Below are 18,333 nucleotides of genomic sequence, written 5' to 3' on the forward strand. Positions count from 1 at the left end.
GTTTAAACAAACTTATAATTATAACTATGATGGAAGAGATAATTTATAAGAATATTATTGTTGTAGTAAAAATATAACAGATTGAAGATTAATTTGTAAATATTACTAAAAAAATAACAGGATTAATAAATTAGAATATTTCTCAGATCGAAAAAAGACTGTTATTACTTACCTATGTAAAGTTGATAAAAATAATAACTGAATAGAGATCATAAAAAAGATTAATGGAATTGATATGTATAAATGGATTAGAAAAATACAGTACTATTAAAAATCTACAAAAATTGCCAATTAATTAAATTGTAATGAAATAAATTTAATTTAAACTATTCCTCGTCCCTTTCTGCCAAAGAATCCTTCAATTTCAGCAGTTCAGCCTTCACAAATTCCAGCCTGTCGATAATGGTGATGGTTTCGGAGATCTTGCTGTTGGTGGTTAATGCGATTTTGGCACCGTCCAAAGTGTAGCCCTTTTCTTTTACGAGATGATAAATGATCTGAAGATTTTTAATGTCTTCCGGAGTGAAATACCGGTTGCCTTTTTTGTTCTTTTTGGGCTTAATGATGGGGAATTCCTGTTCCCAATAACGTATTAATGAAGTATTTACATCAAAAGCTTTCGCTACTTCTCCTATTGAATAATACAGTTTATCAGGTAAATTTATCTTCATTTTTAGAATCGTAATGGTCAAAGATAAAAATTTTTTAAATCCCACAGCAAATTCAGAAGGCAAAAGTTCTTTTTTTACTTTGTAAATCAGGGGATAAAAGTCATTTTTATAGTACAGGAAGTTTTATTGTTTTTGTTATTTTTGAAGGATAAAAATTTCTAAAAAATTGAACTCTATCTCTGTCCTGCATATCAATCTTTTTCAGCCGGGTAAAAACACTTCGGATTTTTATTTTAACCGAATGAAAGAGCATCTGGTTTTGGGACACAGGCATATTGAAAAACCGCACCGTCATGATTTTTATGCCACGATTCTCTTTACAAAAGGAAGCGGAACACATGAAATCGATTTTCAGAAATATGACGTTTCGGAGGGAAGCTTATTTTTTATGTCTCCGGGACAGATTCACAGTTGGGAACTTTCTGAGGATATCGACGGATATATTTTTTTCTGCTCACAGGATTTTTACGAAATGCATTACGTCAATCAGAAGCTCAGAAGTTTTCCCTTTTTCGGATCGGTTAATTTCCCCAGAAAATTACAGCTTACTGCAACGGAACTAAGGGAAAATAATCACCTTTTTGCAGCACTGGAAAAAGAATATCAGCTTCAGAACGTGATGAAAGATGGTTTTATCCTTTCACTGATGTCACAGATTTTTATCCACGCAACAAGAGCTTTTTCAAAAGAGCTGGGAAAAGAAAATTCTGAGGTTAACATTTCTTATTTTAAACACTATCAACAGTTTGAAAATCTTATTGAAGAGCATTTTGCAAAAGAAAAATCCGTTGCCTTCTATGCTTCTCTGCTGGAAATTTCATCCAAACATTTAAACAGAATTACCAGAACTGTCGTTCAGAAAACAGCGACTGATGTTATTACAGAAAGGATAATTCTGGAAGCCAAAAGAATGCTTATGTATCTCGATGAAAGCCTTACGGAAATTGCGTTCCGTCTTGGCTTCGAAGAATATTCCTATTTTGTGAGAGTCTTCCGTAAAACTTCCGGCATGACTCCCACGCAATTCATTAAAAAATATAAGGCTTAATTTTTGTTGATAGTTGTCCGTTTTTAGTTGATGGTGTGAAGTTTAACTCCAAACTCTAAAATCCTCAAACTCTCAAACTCAATATCTACAATACCAATTGAAAAGGTCCTTCAAATACCGTTTCGAAAGAATCTACCATATTTCCTTTTTCATCAAACACGCCGATCGTCATATTCTGCTTAGAGAACCGGATCTCTTTTTCGGGGAACGAAATGTTGATATTTCCTTTTAAGATCTGATCTCCTTTCAATATGATTTTTTCATTGCCAAAGAAATTGATTTCCGCATTCTTAGGATTCAAGACTTTTATTGTGAGTGTTTTCTTTTCGTTGGATTTGTTTAAAAGCGTATAAATAAAAGTATTCGTAATTTTTCCGTTTTTAATGAAAAATGTTGATCCTGCCGGTTTTATGAATTTCGCTTCCATCGAACCTCTGTCATACATCAGAAATCCTAAAAACCCGATCAGTAAACCTAAAATCACCGTTGTTGCCTTCATTCTTCCGGTAAATTTGAATTTTTCCTGATTTTCAATTTCCGCTTCTGTGGCATAACGGATCAGTCCTTTCGGAAGACCTACTTTTACCATAATTTCGTCGCACGCATCAATACAGGCGGTGCAGTTTACGCATTCCAGTTGCTGTCCGTTTCGGATGTCAATTCCTGTAGGACAGACAACAACACATTGATTACAGTCTATACAATCTCCTTTTCCGACGGCTTTTCGGTCTTCGTCTTTTTTCCATTTGGAGCGGTTTTCACCTCTTTTAAAATCATAATAAACATTGATGGTCTGTTTGTCGATCAGAACGCCCTGCAATCTTCCGTACGGACAAACCAAAGTACAAACCTGCTCTCTCAGCCACGAAAAAACAAAATAGAAAGCCGCAGTGAAACAGATCATCGCAAGAAACTTCAAAGGATTTTCAGCGGGACCTTCGGTAATGATTCTGAAAACTTCTTCATAACCGACAATATACATGAACATGAAATTCGTAATCACCACAGAAAGAACGGCGTAAGCAGACCATTTGGTGAGCCTTTTTCTTATTTTTTCGCTGTTCCATTCCTGTCGGTCGAGCTTCATCTGTTTATTACGGTCGCCCTCGATCCAGTATTCTATTTTCCGGAAAACCCCTTCCATAAAAATGGTCTGCGGACAAAGCCAGCCACAGAAAATCCTTCCGAAAACAACGGTGAAAAGCATCACAAAAATAACGGAAGTGACGGCGCCAAGTGCTAAAATGAAAAAATCCTGCAGATAAAACGGCTGTCCGAAAATAAAAAATTTCCTGTCGATAACATTAAATAAAAGAAAAGGATTATGGTTGATTTTCACAAAAGGTAAAGTGAAAAATATCACCAAAAGCAAATAAGTTACATAATCTCTGTAGTTGGTAAATTTTCCTTTGGGTTTTCTGGGATAGACCCATTTTCTTCTTCCGATTTCGTCCATTGTTCCTACGGAATTTCTAAAACTTTCCTCATAAAGTTCCGGAGCCTGAAAATTACTGTTCTGTGTGTTCATCTTTTCGGTATTATCTGAAAATTCGTGTGAGGAGCATTTAAAACCTGTTAAATGCTCATTTCAAATATTTTTTACTTGAATCCTGTAGTGTTTTTCACTGATGCAAAGCTCTGCAATAATTGTTTCCGGAACTAATATGATCTGCTTCTGAAATAGTACAATTCGGACATCTTGGAGTCTGTTTTTATTTGATCAAAAAGAGAAAATAAACTTTGAATCTTGTTCTGCATATCGTAAATTGCTGACTTTAAATTGTGCGGAATGAAAAATATTTTAAAAACCGGCTCGCTTGGTTTGATTTTAGCAGTATACAGCTGTCAATCAGTAAATACCACTAAAATGTTTTATGAAGATGTAAAGCCCGAGAAAGTTTCGGATCAGTTCAGTTTTACCGAAGGTCCTTCCTCGGATAAAGAAGGGAATGTGTACTTCACGGATCAGCCGAATGATAAGATTTATTATTGGGACTGGAAGACCAATAAAGTGATCGAGTTCATGAATAAAACGGGAAGAGCCAACGGAACGCATTTCGACAAAGACGATAATTTAATCACCTGCTCCGATGATCAGGGCGAAATCTGGAAGATTTCAAAAGATAAAAAAGTACAGGTTCTGCTGAAAGGTTTTGAAGGCAAAAGACTGAACGGACCGAATGATGTCTGGAATGACGAGTTTGGCGGAATGTATTTTACCGATCCTCTGTATGTAAGAGATTACTGGGTGAATTTTAAGCAGGAAACTCCGCATAAAAGTTTATACTACAGAAATAAAGACGGACAGATTTCCAAACTTGAAACCTTTACACAGCCGAATGGAGTGGTAGGAAGCGAAAAATTCAGAAAATTGTATGTTTCGGATATTGATGCCGGAAAAACGTATGTCTATGATATTTTGGGCGAAGGAAAATTATCCGAGAAAAAACTTTTCTGCGAAATGGGTTCCGACGGAATGACGTTAGACAAGCACGGAAATCTTTATTTGACAGGAAAAGGGGTTCATGTATTCAACAGAGAAGGAAAGAAAATTTATCATATTCCCATCGAAGAAGACTGGACTTCCAATGTGACTTTCGGAGGGAAAAATAACGAAGTTCTGTTCATCACTGCTTCAAAATCTGTTTATACTTTACCGACACGGGTAAGAGGAGTGAGATAAATTTAAGGTTGAGGTTAAGGTTTAGATAAGCGCTGTGTTTTAATCTCAGCCTTAATCTAAATCTTAACCTCAACCTCAATCTTAATACGCCACTTCCATTTTTACTTTCTTGCCCTTCAGTTTTTCATTGGCAAGTTTTTTCAGAAGTGCATTCACTTTATTTCTCGATACGGCAACGTAAGAAGTCGTGTCTTTTACTTCGATCAAGCCGACATCTTCTTTCTGGAGTTCTCCTTTTTTCAGCAGATAGCCAACAATATCCACTTTATTCACTTTGTCTTTTTTTCCGGAGCTGATGTAAATGGTCTGGAAAGGCGTTTTTTCCGGCACTTTGGTAAATCCGGCTACGCTGTCTTCCGGCGTATTGCTTTTAATGAAAGGGAAATTTTCATCTTCCGTCATAATAAGATACGCAAAACCTTTCGCGTTCATTCTTGCTGTACGACCGTTTCTGTGGATAAAAGCATCCTCTTTCGGCGGTAACTGATAATGAACGATGGATTCTACTTCCGGAACATCTAACCCTCTTGCAGCCAGATCAGTGGTAATTAAAATTCTTGCGGAATCGTTCCTAAATTTCAGCAGGGCGCGTTCTCTTTCATCCTGTTCCATTCCTCCGTGGAAGGTTTCTCTGTCAATTCCTTTCTGTCGGAGAAGCTCGGAAATCCGGTCAACTGCTTCTCGGTGATTGCAGAAAATCAGAGTTCTTTTGTTCCCGATTTTACAGATTAAATTAAATAACGTGTCCAGTTTTTCTTCCGGCGTAGTCATTACTTTTTTAAACTGAATATCGGGTTTCGCCTCGCTTAATTTTAGAAAGTTAATGATTTTCTCGTCTTTTAGTCCGGTAAATGCAGGAATTTCGTCCATTGCCGTTGCGGAAGTTAAAATTCTCTGAGACAATCCTTTCAATGAATTGGAAATAAACTCCATATCATCATGAAAACCAAGCTCAAGAGCCTTATCAAACTCATCCAGAACCAGCGTTTGGATGGTTTTCGGATCAAAATTATTATTTCTCAAATGATAAACCACTCTTCCGGGTGTTCCGATTAATACAGCCGGAGCTTCAATCAGGTTGTTTACCTCAATTTTTTTGTCGTGACCGCCATAACATACGGAAACTTTAAAATCGGTTCCCATTGCTTTAAAAACCTGCTCGATCTGTAAAGCCAGTTCTCGCGCCGGAACCAGAATAAGAGCCTGAATTCCTGAACTGTTTTTCTTTAAATTTCGCAGTACAGGAAACAAAAAAGCCAGTGTTTTTCCCGAACCGGTAGGAGAGAGCAGAACAACATCCTGATTGTTTTCTGTCGCTTTGTATGTAGATTTCTGCATCTGATTCATGTCCTGAATCTGCAGTTTTTCGTAGATAGATTCTAATTCCATGGTGCAAAGATACAGAATTCGTTATGGTTGTTGGGTAGTTGTTTTTTCAGTTCAAAGTTTAATATTTGTATTAACTAAAAGCTGTCAATAAAAATTATGAGGAGCTTTTTCCGGCTTTCCACTATACCTTTTGAGTTGCGGACGGAGCGAAGCGCAGTCCGCAACCCAAAAGGATGCCGCTGCAATCCGAGCTAAATTAATGATTGAATTAGAATGATGATTTAGCGGTCTTAGGTAGCGTCATTTAATTAAAACAATATTTCAGGGATGAATATTTATAAAGTATGCATTGTCTGATAAGAATATGCAGTATTTTGATGCTCAGAATATTATTGTTTGTTTCAAATAAATTTCATATCTTTGCACCCACTTTTGTGGCGAAAAGGTTTGAAGAGTAAATAACTAAAAATTAATTACTTCCGTATTTTTCAATTCACATTTATTCAGACCGTTGAAAGAGAAGGAATACAAATTTTATTAGAATTATGTCAAAAGAGACAAATTCAGCAGAATTATTATTAAATCAAAACGTAGCACCTGAACAATTTGACTGGGATTCTTTCGAATCTGGTCTTGATGCTGATGCTAGAAAAGAGAAAAGCGATTTAGAAGAAATCTACAACGGATCTTTAAACAACTTAGACGATAACGACGTTCTAATTGGTAAAGTAGTAAGATTAACTGATAAAGAAGCTATCGTAGACATCAACTTCAAGTCTGAAGGTGTTATTTCTCTTAACGAATTCCGTTACAACCAAGGTCTTAAAGTAGGAGACGAGGTAGAAGTAATGGTAGACAGAAGAGAGGATAAAACAGGACAGTTACAGTTATCTCACAGAAAAGCAAGAACGCTAAAAGCTTGGGATAAAGTAAACGAACTTCACGAAACAGGTGAAATCGTTAACGGTTTTGTTAAGTCTAGAACTAAAGGAGGTATGATCGTTGACGTACACGGAATCGAAGCATTCTTACCTGGTTCTCAGATCGACGTTAAGCCAATTAAAGATTACGATCAGTTCGTAGGAAAAACTATGGAGTTCAAAGTTGTGAAAATCAACCCTGAGTTCAAAAACGTAGTAGTATCTCACAAAGCATTGATCGAAGCAGATATCGAAGGTCAGAAAAAAGAAATCATCGCTCAGTTAGAAAAAGGACAGGTTCTTGAAGGTACTGTTAAGAATATTACTTCTTACGGTGTGTTCATCGACTTAGGAGGTGTAGATGGATTGATCCACATTACAGACCTTTCTTGGTCTAGAGTGAACCACCCATCTGAAATCCTTGAGGACGGACAGACTGTAAAAGTGGTTATCCTTGATTTTGATGATGAGAAAACAAGAATCCAGTTAGGTATGAAGCAATTAGAAGCTCATCCTTGGGATGCTCTTTCTGCTGACTTAAAAGTTGGAGATAAAGTAAAAGGAAAAGTAGTAGTTCTTGCTGACTATGGTGCATTCGTAGAAATCGCTCCGGGAGTAGAAGGATTAATCCACGTTTCTGAAATGTCTTGGTCTACTCACTTGAGATCTGCAGGAGACTTCGTAAAAGTAGGTGATGAGGTAGAAGCTGAAGTACTTACTTTAGACAGAGAAGACAGAAAAATTTCTCTTGGTATCAAGCAATTAAGCAAAGATCCATGGGAAAATATCGAAGCTAAGTATCCTGTAGGATCTAAGCACGTAGGAACTGTAAGAAACTTCACTAACTTTGGTGTATTCGTAGAGTTAGAAGAAGGTATCGACGGTTTAATCTACATTTCTGATCTTTCTTGGACTAAGAAAATCAAGCACCCATCTGAATTCTGTGCAGTTGGTGATAAATTAGATGTTGTAGTTCTTGAACTAGACATCCAGGCTAGAAGATTATCTCTAGGTCACAAACAATTAACTGAAAACCCTTGGGATGCATTCGAAACTAAATATGCTGAAGGAACAGTTCACGCTGGTAAAGCGGTAGAAGTACACGATAAAGGTGCTTCTGTACAGTTCGAAGATGCTGAAGTTGAAGCATTCTGCCCATCAAGATTATTAGAGAAGGAAGACGGATCTAAAATCAAGAAAGGTGAAGAGGCTGATTTCAAAGTAATTGAATTCAACAAAGAATTCAAGAGAGTAGTAGTTTCTCACACAGGGATCTTCAGAGACGAAGAGAAGAAAAACGTAAGAGAAAACTCTAACAACAGATCTAATAATGTTTCATCATCTTCAAACGAAGAGAGATCTACTCTTGGAGACATCGATGCATTAGCAGAATTAAAAAGAAAAATGGAAGAAGGGAAATAATACCTGATTCATTTTAAATATTAAGCCACTCGTTTGAGTGGCTTTTTTGCTTTTAAACAATAGATAATATTACCTCTATAATGTGGGAATTTGAATTTGATTTATTCACAAAATAAAGAGAATTTATTTACTGTTATCAAATTAAATATCTATTTAAATAATTTTAAATATAATATTGTTTTATTATTAATTATATGTAAATTAGCGGCTTTATTAGTGTATATGAAAAAAGTAGCTTTACCCCTTTTATTTGTAGTTTCTGCAATGTTTCCTTCTGTTCTTTTCGGACAGGATAATGAGAAGTTAATTAAGGATTATATTTCTCAAAATAAGATCAGAGAATATAAAAAATCAGATCTTGCGAATTTTAAGATTGATAATGTTGATGAGTCAAAGTCATTAAATGGAAATGTAATTAAATTCCAGCAGACTTATAACGGACTTCCTGTTTACAATGCGGAAGGTACTGTTTTGGTAAGAGATAGTAAGATAATTTATTATTCTGATACTTTTTTGAAAGATTATACTTCTTCTGTATCAAATACCGCTTCTATTACGAAGACTACTGCTCTTCAGAAAATAGCTGAAAATTTACAGAAAGAAAAAATTCAGAATTATCCTATTTTAGGGTATAATAATGCAGATTTAAATAATGGACCTGCCGCAAAACAGAGATTGGTATATGTACAAGATAATGGTGCTTTAAAATTAGCTTACCAGTTTTCTTTTCCGGAGCCGAATTCTCCAAGCTATTGGGATATTTTGGTGGATGCAAACACAGGAAATATTATCAGCAAACTTGATTTGAATTTATCTTGTAACTTCCATCATGATGCCTATTCTCGTGATTACAGTCATGTTCATAATGAGACTATTGCGGGACCACTAAAGCAAGAAGAAAGTAAAAATAGTTTTTCACTTTTGGCACCCGATAATGCTTCTTATAATGTTTTTGCATTACCGATAGAGGCTCCTACTTTTGGTTCCCGATCCATTGTAAGTAATCCATGGATTTTGACAGCTTCTCCGGAAGGTTGGCATTATGATGGCACAACTCGTTATACAATTACCAGAGGTAACAATGTACATGCTTATGAGGATACATCAGCTTTAAATGCGCCAGGTTTTTCACCAGATGGAGGAGCTACAAGAAACTTTAATTATCCTTTTAACATTAATGATGATCCATTTAATAATCAGAGTGCTGCAATAACGAATTTATTTTATATCAATAATAAAATTCATGATATCTTCTATATGTTTGGATTTACTCCGGCAGCAAGAAATTTTCAGAATACTAATTTTGGTCTAGGTGGTGTTGGTAATGATTACGTACAGGCTGAAGCACAAGATGGGGGAGGAACAAATAACGCTAACTTTGCAAGTCCTAGTGATGGAAATAAACCAACGATGCAAATGTATCTTTGGTCAACTGTGAACAGAATATTTTATTATAATGCTCCAACTTCAGCAGTACCTCGTCAACCAATTGCAGGCACAGCTTTATTTGGAAATGCGTTAGATGCTACCGGAGTTACAGGAAATGTGCAGTTATCTTCTGTTTTAGATGGTTGTACAGCAATACCTGCTGGATCTTTAACGGGTAAGATTGGTTTAGTAGAAAGAGGAACCTGTAATTTTACAGTTAAGGTGAAAAATGCACAAAATGCAGGAGCTACAGCAGTAATTATTTATAATAACACCACAAATGGTGATACGGTTGGAAATATGTCCGGAACTGATGCAACGATTACAATCCCATCCGTTTTAATTTCAAACACTGAAGGTGAATATATTAAAAGCCAGCTTTCAGCCAATACAGCTGTAAATGTAACTCTAAAAAATGATCCTGCGAGCAGCGTGACACCAGATGGAAGCTTTGATAATGGAATAGTAGTTCACGAATATGGACATGGAATTTCAAATCGATTAACAGGAACTGGTGCGGGTTGTTTAAATTCATCTGCAGACAAAGAACAGATGGGTGAAGGTTGGTCAGATTTCTTTGCGTTGATGTTAACAAATAAAGCTGGAGATAACGCTTCTGTACCGAGAGGTATTGGAACATATGCTGTAGGACAAGGAATTTCTGGAGGAGGTATTCGACCGGCAAGATATTCTCCAGACTTTACTATAAATGATTATACTTATGGTGATACGAATGGAATGGAATATACAAATACAAGTGGACAAATAGTTCCTGATGTTCATTCCATTGGATTTGTTTGGGCTTCAATGCTTTGGGATCTTCATTGGCAGTATGTTGCTAAATATGGGTATTCTTCTGATGTGATGTCAAATACGACTAATGGTAGTTCAAGAGTTCTACAGTTAGTTACAGATGCTTTAAAACTCCAAATTTGTAATCCAACATTTATTGACGGAAGAAATGCTATAATAGCAGCAGACCAGGCTAAAGGAGGTGCAGACAGATGTATGATCTGGAGAACTTTTGCGAAAAGAGGGCTTGGAGTAAATGCTGCTGCTGGTTCGAAAACCAATATCAACGATCAGGTAGAAGATTTCACTGTCCCTGCAGACTGTGTGTTAGCTACAGACGAAGTAAAAGTTGTTAAAAATAACATTTCAATTTATCCGAATCCTGCGAAGAATGAGTTCTTCATCAATTTCCCAAGCAATACATTAGGAAAAGTAAGTGTCGAAATTTATGATATGTCTGGAAAACTAGTTTCTTCAGAAGATAAAATTTCTCCGGATGCTAAGAAATCAATTTCGACAGACAAGTTGATTAACGGAACTTACATGGTGAAAGTAAAAGGCATCGGTATTGATGCGGCATCAAAAGTTATTGTTAAAAAATAATCTGAACATTTATAAATTTTAGTTACGGCGCGAGCGAAGCTCGCGCCGTAACTTTTTTACATTAATCCCATCTCATTAATTTAATAATATATCCGTACCTTTGCAGGCTGTAAAAAATGAATTATGCAGAAGAGAAATATATTAAAGGGAGTTTTATTTGTAGGGATTGGAGCCAGTATATACGGAATGTTGGCAACGTTTGTTAAACTCGCTTATCAGGATGGGTACACCACTTCAGAAGTTACAACATCACAGTTTTTATTGGGAATTGTTGGTCTTTTAGTCTTAAATTTTATTCAGACAATCACCTCTAAAAAAGCATTACCGTCACCAACATCAAAAGAAGTAAGAAACTTAATGTTGGCTGGAACTTCATTAGGCTGTACCAGTTTGTTTTATTACATTGCTGTACAGTACATTAATGTTTCGATTGCGATTGTTTTACTGATGCAGTCGGTCTGGTTCAGTGTAGTGGTGGAAAGTTTTCTGACAAAAAAAATACCCAATGCAAGAAAAATCGTTTCTGTAATTATTGTTTTGGTGGGAACTATTTTAGCAACCAATTTAATCAACGAAAGCTTGGATTTGGATTGGAAAGGCATTTTCTGGGGATTATTGGCAGCAGCTTCCTATACGCTTACTATGTTTACTTCCAATACATTAGCGACACATTTGCCTGTTTTCAGAAAAAGTATTATTATGCTTTTGGGTGGATCAGTTGTTGTTTTTGCATTCTTGTTTTTTGCACAGATCGGGCCGTTGCACTTCGAAGGATTAAAATCTTTTTACCTTACTTTTACAGATAATACAGAGCATATTCATTCCTTTAATTATTCAATTTTATGGAAATATGGTTTAATTTTATCACTTTTCGGAACCATAATTCCACCGATTTTATTTAATGTCGGATTTCCGAATGCCGGACTCGGATTGGGAAGTATCGTTTCTTCTTTGGAACTGCCGGTTTCCGTAACAATGGCATTTGTTTTATTGGGAGAAAAAGTTATTTTTATTCAGTGGGTGGGAATTATATTGATTCTTTTTGCCATTGTTTTAATGAATCTTCCCAAAAAAGACAAACAACTAGCTGAAATATCTTAAATAAATCATCATAAATACTTGAAAACCGTTCTTTTGGAACGGTTTTTTAATTTCAGTAGATAAAATGGTTTATGAAATATTACAGAAATATATTTACCGCATTAATTTTTATTACAAGTACGAATCTTTTATTATCACAGGTGAAACCACTGGATGCGGAATTAACGAACTATCAGTATCCTTTCGAAGTTCAGTTTTTAAATTTCAAATCTCAGAAAAACGATTTGAGAATGGCTTATATGGATGTTCATCCTAAAAAGTCAAACGGTAAAACTATAATGCTTCTTCATGGTAAAAATTTTGACGGAGCTTATTGGGAAAGGACCGCCAAAGACCTTTCAGATAATGGTTTCAGAGTGATTATTCCGGATCAGATAGGATTTGGAAAATCTTCGAAGCCTCAAAGTTACCAGTTTTCATTTTCGCAGTTGGCAGAAAATACAAAAGCCATTTTGGATAAATTAAAAATCGATAAAATTATCGTTTTAGGACATTCGATGGGAGGGATGGTTGCGACAAGGTTTACTTTACAATACCCCGAAAAAGTCGAAAAATTGATCATGGAAAATCCAATCGGATTGGAAGATTATAAAACATTTGCCACTTATCAAACCATCGATCAGGCATATCAGTCAGAATTAAAGAATACCGCAGAAACCTATAAAAATTATCAGCTTAAATTTTATTACGATAATAAATGGAAAGCAGGATATCAACCCTGGTTAGACTTAATTGCAGGATGGACTGTACATCCTGATTATCCAAAAGTTGCATGGGATGCAGCCTTAACTTCGGATATGATTTACAATCAGCCGGTTTGCTATGAATTTAAAAACATAAAAGTTCCGACTTTACTCATTATCGGTACAAGAGACAGAACCGCGATCGGGAAAGACCGCGCTCCAAAAGAACTGCAGCCCAAAATGGGGCAATATCAGGAATTAGGAAAGAAAACACAAAAACAGATTGTTGGTTCTAAACTCGTGGAAATCGAAAACGTAGGTCATCTTCCGCATATCGAAGTTTATGATAAATTCTGGAATGCGCTGTATGAATTTATTAAGTAGAAAAGCAAAAGGTTTGATGATTGAAAATTTAAATGATTGAGAGAATATATAAATTTATTTTTAATGAATGAATTCCCCTCCTCTGGAGGGGTGGCAAAAATTTCCTGAAATTTTTGACGGGGTGGTTTTAAAATGCATTCTTTTCTTAGCCCCGATTGCAGTAAAAATCCTTTTTTGAAAAAAAAAGATTGCAGCGGAAAGCGGGAAAAAGCTCCAAATAAATATGTACTTCAAATAAAAAGAGACCGCTAAAAATTAGCAGTCTCTTTTCGTATGTATTGTTGTCTGAATTATTTCTTCTTGTAAGCAGCGTCTTTAATTCTCGCTTTTTTACCTCTAAGGTCTCTGAAGTAGTAGATTCTAGATCTTCTAACTTTACCTCTTCTGTCAACTTCGATTTTTTGAAGAGCCGGCATGTTGATTGGGAATACTCTTTCTACACCTACATCACCAGACATTTTTCTGATCGTGAAAGTTTTTGTAGAACCAGTACCTCTCAATTGGATAACTGTTCCTTTGAAGAACTGAGTTCTTGTTTTTTGTCCTTCTTTAATTTCGTAGTAAACAGTGATCGTATCACCAGCTTTGAATTCAGGGAATTCTTTTTTTGTAATGTACTTGTCTTGTACGTACTTTAATAAATCCATTATTAATAAATAAAATGTTAAAGCTAAGCAACTTACACGGACTTCGTCAGAGGTTGAATAACAGGTTGCAAATGTACAAAACATTTTTGAAATTTTCCAAACAATTTTATATTAAATATGATGAAATTTTCTACCCATTTTTCGGCTCAGATTTAATATTTCCTTCAACTTCCCATCAGACACAGTTTACATGTGAATTCTACTTTTGCACGAAAATAAAATCAGACAATAAAAATTTTGATAATTCATTGATATACAATTTTTAATCTCAATAAATCTAATAAAAAGTAAACTAAAAATGAAACATTATTTTTTCTTTTTCCTCTTCGTCGTCCAGATGGTTTTTGGGCAGGCTTTGTATCCTTACTTACAAAATCCTACACCAACTTCCATGATCATCAACTGGAAAACCTCTTCCAATAATGAAACCACCGTTTTTTACGGAACCAGCCCCACCAATCTGAATGTTACATTCACAGGAACAACGAATATTTTTTCAGATACAGGATATAACAACAATTATTTTTACCACACCGCAAAAATTGCCAATCTTCAGCCTAACACAAAATACTATTATAAGATTAAAACAGGAACCAGCGAATCTGCGGTGTATAATTTCCGGACACTTCCTTTACCGGGACAGGCGGCAACAGCCAACGGAAAAATCCGTTTCCTTATCATGGGGGATAATCAGATTAAAGCAGAACCGAGATACGATACCTTAACTTTAAATGCGTATAAAAAATTAAAGGAAAAATTCGGCGCAGCTTCCGATCCTTCAGATAATATTGCTTTAACCTTCATGGTAGGAGATCAGGTAGATGTGGGAACTCTGGATCATTACGAAAATGTTCATTTCAAGAAAAACATTAATTTATCGCCTTATCTTCCGATTCAGACTACAGTGGGAAACCATGAAACATACGGAAGTATGGGAATGAATTCCTATTATGCACATTTTTACATCGATGAAATTCAGTATAAAAACATTAGCTCAGGAAACGAAAATTACTATGCGCAACAGGCTGGAAACGTTTTGTTTATAAGTTTGAGTTCCGAACATACCGGTTCTGCGCAAATGACTTGGCTGCAACAGGTATTAAATGCTGCAAACGGCGATTCTACGGTCGACTGGATCATTTCTCTTAGCCACAGACCGTATCAGGCGGAACAATATGTAGGAGATATTTCTACGTGGGTAAGAAACAGTGCAGTTCCGCTTTTAACCACTTCTTCAAAGTATTTAATGCACGTCGGAGCGCATCACCATTTATACCACAGAGGTCAGTTGAAAAATACACCCAATTACCAGATTATTTCCGGTGGAGTTGCATGGGATCAGTACTGGGGAATGTCGACGGAACAGGATTTTGATGATGTTCAGAAAACATTAACAGACTGGACTTATCAAATTGTGGAAGTAGATGTAAACTCAGGAAAAGTAGATGTGGAATCCTATTCTATCGGAGGGGTTTATCATAAAAAATATAATGAGCTGATTGATACGTTCCACCGCTATAAAAACCAGCCAAAACCAGCAAAACCTTCCATTTCCAATACATTTACGGCGCCAGTTACTTTACCGTTAACTTTAAACGGAAGTGCATTTTCAAGCTCAAACGGAGAATTGCTGAATACCACTCAGTTTTTAATTAGTAAAGCTGCCGATTTTTCTATTATTGAAAAAGAATTTTACAGAGATTACGAAAACTGGTTCGGAAAAGACGGAAATGGAACTCCCGATGTCACGAAAAACCTGAATGCAGGAGTAGACATTACCAAAGCGACCATTGCCGCCAACTCAATAACCAACGGAAACTATTATGTAAAAGTGCGTTACAGAGACCGCAATATGGAGTGGAGCGACTGGAGTGATGTGAAACAGTTTACAGTAACCGGAAGTGTAATTTCTAACCCTACATTTACTTTGAACAAAACAGAATATCTTCAAAACGAGCCCATTATTGCCAATTTTACAGACGGTCCCGGAAATAATCAGGACTGGGTAGGAATTTATAAAAAAGGACAGAATCCTTCTGCCGTCACTTCTCAGGCTTTCATGTACACTAACGGACAAACCGCAGGAACAGCCACTTTTCCGAACGGAATTGCTGCCAAAGGTCAGTATTTTGCAGGATTTTTTGCCAATAATGGTTACACGGAAATTACACCGAGAAAAAATTTCTACGTAGGTCCGAAAGTTAATTTAAGCACAACTTCAGATGTTTATCCTGTAGGAGGAACTGTAACCGTAAATTTCTCCAACGGACCGAATCTAAACAAAGACTGGATCGGAATTTATAAAATGGGACACACGCCCGGAACCATAAATTCTACACAGTGGAGCTATGTAACAACCGCTTCGGGAACGCTTAATTTTACAGGACTTGCCAAAGGATATTATTATGCACAGTACTTTTTGGAAGACGGTTATACAACGGTTGGCGAGAAAGTTTTCTTTAAAGTAGGGGATGTGGTAACCGAACTTTGGATCAACAAGCCGGTTTACAGTTTAGGGGAAAATATCACCGCTTCATGGACGGATTCTCCGGGAATCATCAAAGACTGGCTCGGAATTTATCCTCAGAATATTTCGGTTCCGGATGATCAGTTTGTTTCGTATACTTATTTTGACGGAATTACACAGGGAACCAAAACAATCACCGGAACAGCAGTTCCTGCAACGCCGGGAAATTATTATATGGTGATGTTTACCAACGATTCTTACACGGAAGTTTCAAACAGAGTTCAGTTTCAGGTAACCGGAACAACTTTAGGAACAGAAGAAACAAAAAGTACAGAAAAAAATGTGGTGCTTTATCCGAATCCTACAAAACCGGGTGAACCGACTTTCATCAAAAGTGATTATCCGATCGAAAAAATAGAACTTCTTTCTGCCAACGGAGACCTTTTATATCAGTCGAAAAATGTAAATAACCAGCGTTTTTCTTTGGTGAATGAAAATCTTCCGAAAGGAGTGTATTTTGTAAAAGTATACACAAGAAAATTATTTACCTTAAAATTAGTCATTCAGTAAGACACTTCATTTTTCATATAAAACAACAAAACGGGCTTAGAAAAGTCCGTTTTTGTTATTTTGGTAATTTTCACATCAATGATATATTGACCCATTGCTCATCAATTATCAATCATCAATTATCAATTGTCAATCATTCAAATTGGAGCTGTTTCCAGCTTTCGCTACTCGCTTTTTTTTGTTTTCGGCGGCTGCGAAGCAGCCGCCGAAAACAAAAAAAGAGCTCAGACATGCCGCTCAATCTGGGCTAAAACATTCTCCGTAGCTCAATATTTGACATTCAAAAATCAATTATCAGTAGATTTCAGTGCCCATGCAATCAGCGGAGCCTGCATAAAAAGTCTTCCCAATCTCTGATTATCCGTGTTTAGTCCAAAAGAATCCCTTCTGTTCTTGTATTGGGCAATATTCCCGGGAAAAACAGCCGCGAAAAATCCCGCAACAATTCTTCCCATATTTTTTCTGTATTTTTTAGGCGTTGCGATCATTGCCGTTCCTAAAGCGATTTCAGCAACTCCCGAATAAATAACAGTATCATCTTTATCCAGAGGAACCCATTCCGGAACCTGCGCCTGAAACTCTTTCCTTGCGAAAGTAAGATGTCCTATTCCTGCGGTAATAAGAAATGCGCCGAGTGCAATTCTTGAAATATTTTTTGCTTCCATAATATAGATATTTGTGGGGTGATGATGTAGACTATCCAAATTTCAGACCACGAAAAAAATCAAAAAATCCTGAACACCGGATATATGAGAAAAATTATTAAATTTAGCCAACAGAAAAATCTAATATTTCATGATAGATAAAAGAGTAAAAAATGCAAAGGAAGCCATCGAAGGCATTAAAGACGGAATGACATTAATGTTAGGCGGATTCGGACTTTGCGGAATTCCTGAAAACTCAATTAATGCCTTGGTAGAGAGTGATGTAAAAGACTTAACCTGTATTTCAAACAACGCCGGAGTAGACGATTTCGGTTTGGGATTACTGCTTCACAAAAGACAGATCAAAAAAATGATTTCGTCTTATGTGGGAGAAAATGCAGAATTCGAAAGACAGATGCTTTCAGGAGAACTGGAAGTGGAACTAACTCCACAGGGAACTTTGGCAGAAAAATGCAGAGCGGCACAGGCTGGAATTCCCGCTTTTTACACACCGGCAGGTTTCGGGACGGAAGTAGCGGAAGGAAAAGAAGTAAAAGATTTCAAAGGAAAACCCCACATTCTGGAATATGCTTATGAAGCGGACTTCTCAATTGTAAAAGCATGGAAAGGAGATCACGCCGGAAACCTAATCTTCAAAGGATCGGCAAGAAATTTTAATCATCCGATGGCGGGAGCAGGAAAAATTACGATTGCAGAAGTAGAAGAATTGGTAGAGCCGGGAGAATTGGATCCTAACCAGATTCACATTCCGGGAATCATGATTCAGAGAATTTTTCAGGGTGAAAAATTCGAAAAAAGAATCGAGCAGAGAACCGTTAGAAAAAGAGATTAATTATAAGAAAATTATAAACGTTTATAATTTGTTCATGCATATTGCTCAATAATGATACGGCTTATTTCAATCATTGCTTTTCTGTTCG

At 36.3% G+C, this 18,333-nt stretch carries 13 protein-coding genes; 8 read left to right on the top strand and 5 right to left on the bottom strand.

Features of this window, described 5'->3' with window-relative positions; translation table 11 throughout:
• Positions 1–326: 326 nt before the first annotated feature.
• Complete coding sequence (locus DD829_RS01905; protein WP_108410964.1) at positions 327–671, bottom strand: MerR family transcriptional regulator; 345 nt, start codon at positions 669–671, stop codon at positions 327–329.
• A 166-nt stretch (positions 672–837) separates the two neighbouring features.
• On the opposite strand from DD829_RS01905, the gene DD829_RS01910 reads away from it, so the two are divergent.
• Positions 838–1,719, top strand: a complete 882-nt coding sequence (locus DD829_RS01910) for an AraC family transcriptional regulator (RefSeq protein ID WP_108410963.1) — start codon at positions 838–840, stop codon at positions 1,717–1,719.
• An 85-nt stretch (positions 1,720–1,804) separates the two neighbouring features.
• Here DD829_RS01910 and ccoG read toward each other — a convergent pair whose 3' ends face one another.
• On the bottom strand, positions 1,805–3,247 hold the full coding sequence (gene ccoG / locus DD829_RS01915; RefSeq protein ID WP_108410962.1) for a cytochrome c oxidase accessory protein CcoG: 1,443 nt from the start codon (positions 3,245–3,247) through the stop codon (positions 1,805–1,807).
• Between the two features lie 261 nt (positions 3,248–3,508).
• Here ccoG and DD829_RS01920 point away from each other — a divergent pair, with 261 nt between their 5' ends.
• Positions 3,509–4,402 carry an SMP-30/gluconolactonase/LRE family protein gene (locus DD829_RS01920; protein ID WP_076392558.1) on the top strand — a complete coding sequence of 298 codons (894 nt, stop codon included), beginning with the start codon at positions 3,509–3,511 and terminating at the stop codon, positions 4,400–4,402.
• A gap of 81 nt (positions 4,403–4,483) precedes the next feature.
• Here DD829_RS01920 and DD829_RS01925 read toward each other — a convergent pair whose 3' ends face one another.
• The gene (locus DD829_RS01925; RefSeq protein WP_108410961.1) at positions 4,484–5,791 is read right to left on the bottom strand and encodes a DEAD/DEAH box helicase; all 1,308 of its coding nucleotides are present in this window, start codon (positions 5,789–5,791) and stop codon (positions 4,484–4,486) included.
• Positions 5,792–6,276: 485 nt separating this feature from the next.
• On the opposite strand from DD829_RS01925, the gene rpsA reads away from it, so the two are divergent.
• The 4 genes from rpsA to DD829_RS01945 all read left to right on the top strand — a co-directional run bounded on the left by rpsA (position 6,277) and on the right by DD829_RS01945 (position 13,064).
• On the top strand, positions 6,277–8,073 hold the full coding sequence (rpsA, locus tag DD829_RS01930) for a 30S ribosomal protein S1 (protein ID WP_076392562.1): 1,797 nt from the start codon (positions 6,277–6,279) through the stop codon (positions 8,071–8,073).
• Between the two features lie 90 nt (positions 8,074–8,163).
• Positions 8,164–10,896 (top strand): T9SS-dependent M36 family metallopeptidase, encoded by a 2,733-nt coding sequence (locus DD829_RS01935; RefSeq protein WP_317048563.1) that lies wholly within the window; start codon positions 8,164–8,166, stop codon positions 10,894–10,896.
• Positions 10,897–11,019: 123 nt separating this feature from the next.
• The gene (locus DD829_RS01940; protein ID WP_108411012.1) at positions 11,020–11,997 is read left to right on the top strand and encodes an EamA family transporter; all 978 of its coding nucleotides are present in this window, start codon (positions 11,020–11,022) and stop codon (positions 11,995–11,997) included.
• A 71-nt stretch (positions 11,998–12,068) separates the two neighbouring features.
• The gene (locus DD829_RS01945; RefSeq protein ID WP_116547468.1) at positions 12,069–13,064 is read left to right on the top strand and encodes an alpha/beta fold hydrolase; all 996 of its coding nucleotides are present in this window, start codon (positions 12,069–12,071) and stop codon (positions 13,062–13,064) included.
• Positions 13,065–13,354: 290 nt separating this feature from the next.
• Here the strand turns inward: DD829_RS01945 and rplS are convergent, their stop codons facing one another.
• Positions 13,355–13,711 carry a 50S ribosomal protein L19 gene (gene rplS / locus DD829_RS01950; protein ID WP_007846341.1) on the bottom strand — a complete coding sequence of 119 codons (357 nt, stop codon included), beginning with the start codon at positions 13,709–13,711 and terminating at the stop codon, positions 13,355–13,357.
• A gap of 298 nt (positions 13,712–14,009) precedes the next feature.
• Here rplS and DD829_RS01955 point away from each other — a divergent pair, with 298 nt between their 5' ends.
• On the top strand, positions 14,010–16,748 hold the full coding sequence (locus tag DD829_RS01955) for a fibronectin type III domain-containing protein (protein ID WP_108411049.1): 2,739 nt from the start codon (positions 14,010–14,012) through the stop codon (positions 16,746–16,748).
• Between the two features lie 287 nt (positions 16,749–17,035).
• Here DD829_RS01955 and DD829_RS01960 read toward each other — a convergent pair whose 3' ends face one another.
• Positions 17,036–17,413, bottom strand: a complete 378-nt coding sequence (locus DD829_RS01960; RefSeq protein ID WP_108411048.1) for a hypothetical protein — start codon at positions 17,411–17,413, stop codon at positions 17,036–17,038.
• 130 nt (positions 17,414–17,543) lie between these two features.
• On the opposite strand from DD829_RS01960, the gene DD829_RS01965 reads away from it, so the two are divergent.
• Positions 17,544–18,245, top strand: coding sequence for a CoA transferase subunit A (locus DD829_RS01965; protein ID WP_029297233.1), 702 nt, complete (start codon positions 17,544–17,546; stop codon positions 18,243–18,245).
• Positions 18,246–18,333: the final 88 nt, after the last annotated feature.

It is taken from the genome of Chryseobacterium sp. HMWF035 (genome assembly GCF_003094695.1).
GTDB classification, from domain to species: domain Bacteria; phylum Bacteroidota; class Bacteroidia; order Flavobacteriales; family Weeksellaceae; genus Chryseobacterium; species Chryseobacterium gambrini.

Bases quoted from the DNA above. Each gene is read 5' to 3' on its own strand.
- DD829_RS01905 (WP_108410964.1), bottom strand. From the start codon at position 671: ATGAAGATAAATTTACCTGATAAACTGTATTATTCAATAGGAGAAGTA.
- ccoG (WP_108410962.1), bottom strand. From the start codon at position 3,247: ATGAACACACAGAACAGTAATTTTCAGGCTCCGGAACTTTATGAGGAA.
- DD829_RS01920 (WP_076392558.1), top strand. From the start codon at position 3,509: ATGAAAAATATTTTAAAAACCGGCTCGCTTGGTTTGATTTTAGCAGTA.
- DD829_RS01925 (WP_108410961.1), bottom strand. From the start codon at position 5,791: ATGGAATTAGAATCTATCTACGAAAAACTGCAGATTCAGGACATGAAT.
- rpsA (WP_076392562.1), top strand. From the start codon at position 6,277: ATGTCAAAAGAGACAAATTCAGCAGAATTATTATTAAATCAAAACGTA.
- DD829_RS01940 (WP_108411012.1), top strand. From the start codon at position 11,020: ATGCAGAAGAGAAATATATTAAAGGGAGTTTTATTTGTAGGGATTGGA.
- DD829_RS01945 (WP_116547468.1), top strand. From the start codon at position 12,069: ATGAAATATTACAGAAATATATTTACCGCATTAATTTTTATTACAAGT.
- rplS (WP_007846341.1), bottom strand. From the start codon at position 13,711: ATGGATTTATTAAAGTACGTACAAGACAAGTACATTACAAAAAAAGAA.
- DD829_RS01955 (WP_108411049.1), top strand. From the start codon at position 14,010: ATGAAACATTATTTTTTCTTTTTCCTCTTCGTCGTCCAGATGGTTTTT.
- DD829_RS01960 (WP_108411048.1), bottom strand. From the start codon at position 17,413: ATGGAAGCAAAAAATATTTCAAGAATTGCACTCGGCGCATTTCTTATT.
- DD829_RS01965 (WP_029297233.1), top strand. From the start codon at position 17,544: ATGATAGATAAAAGAGTAAAAAATGCAAAGGAAGCCATCGAAGGCATT.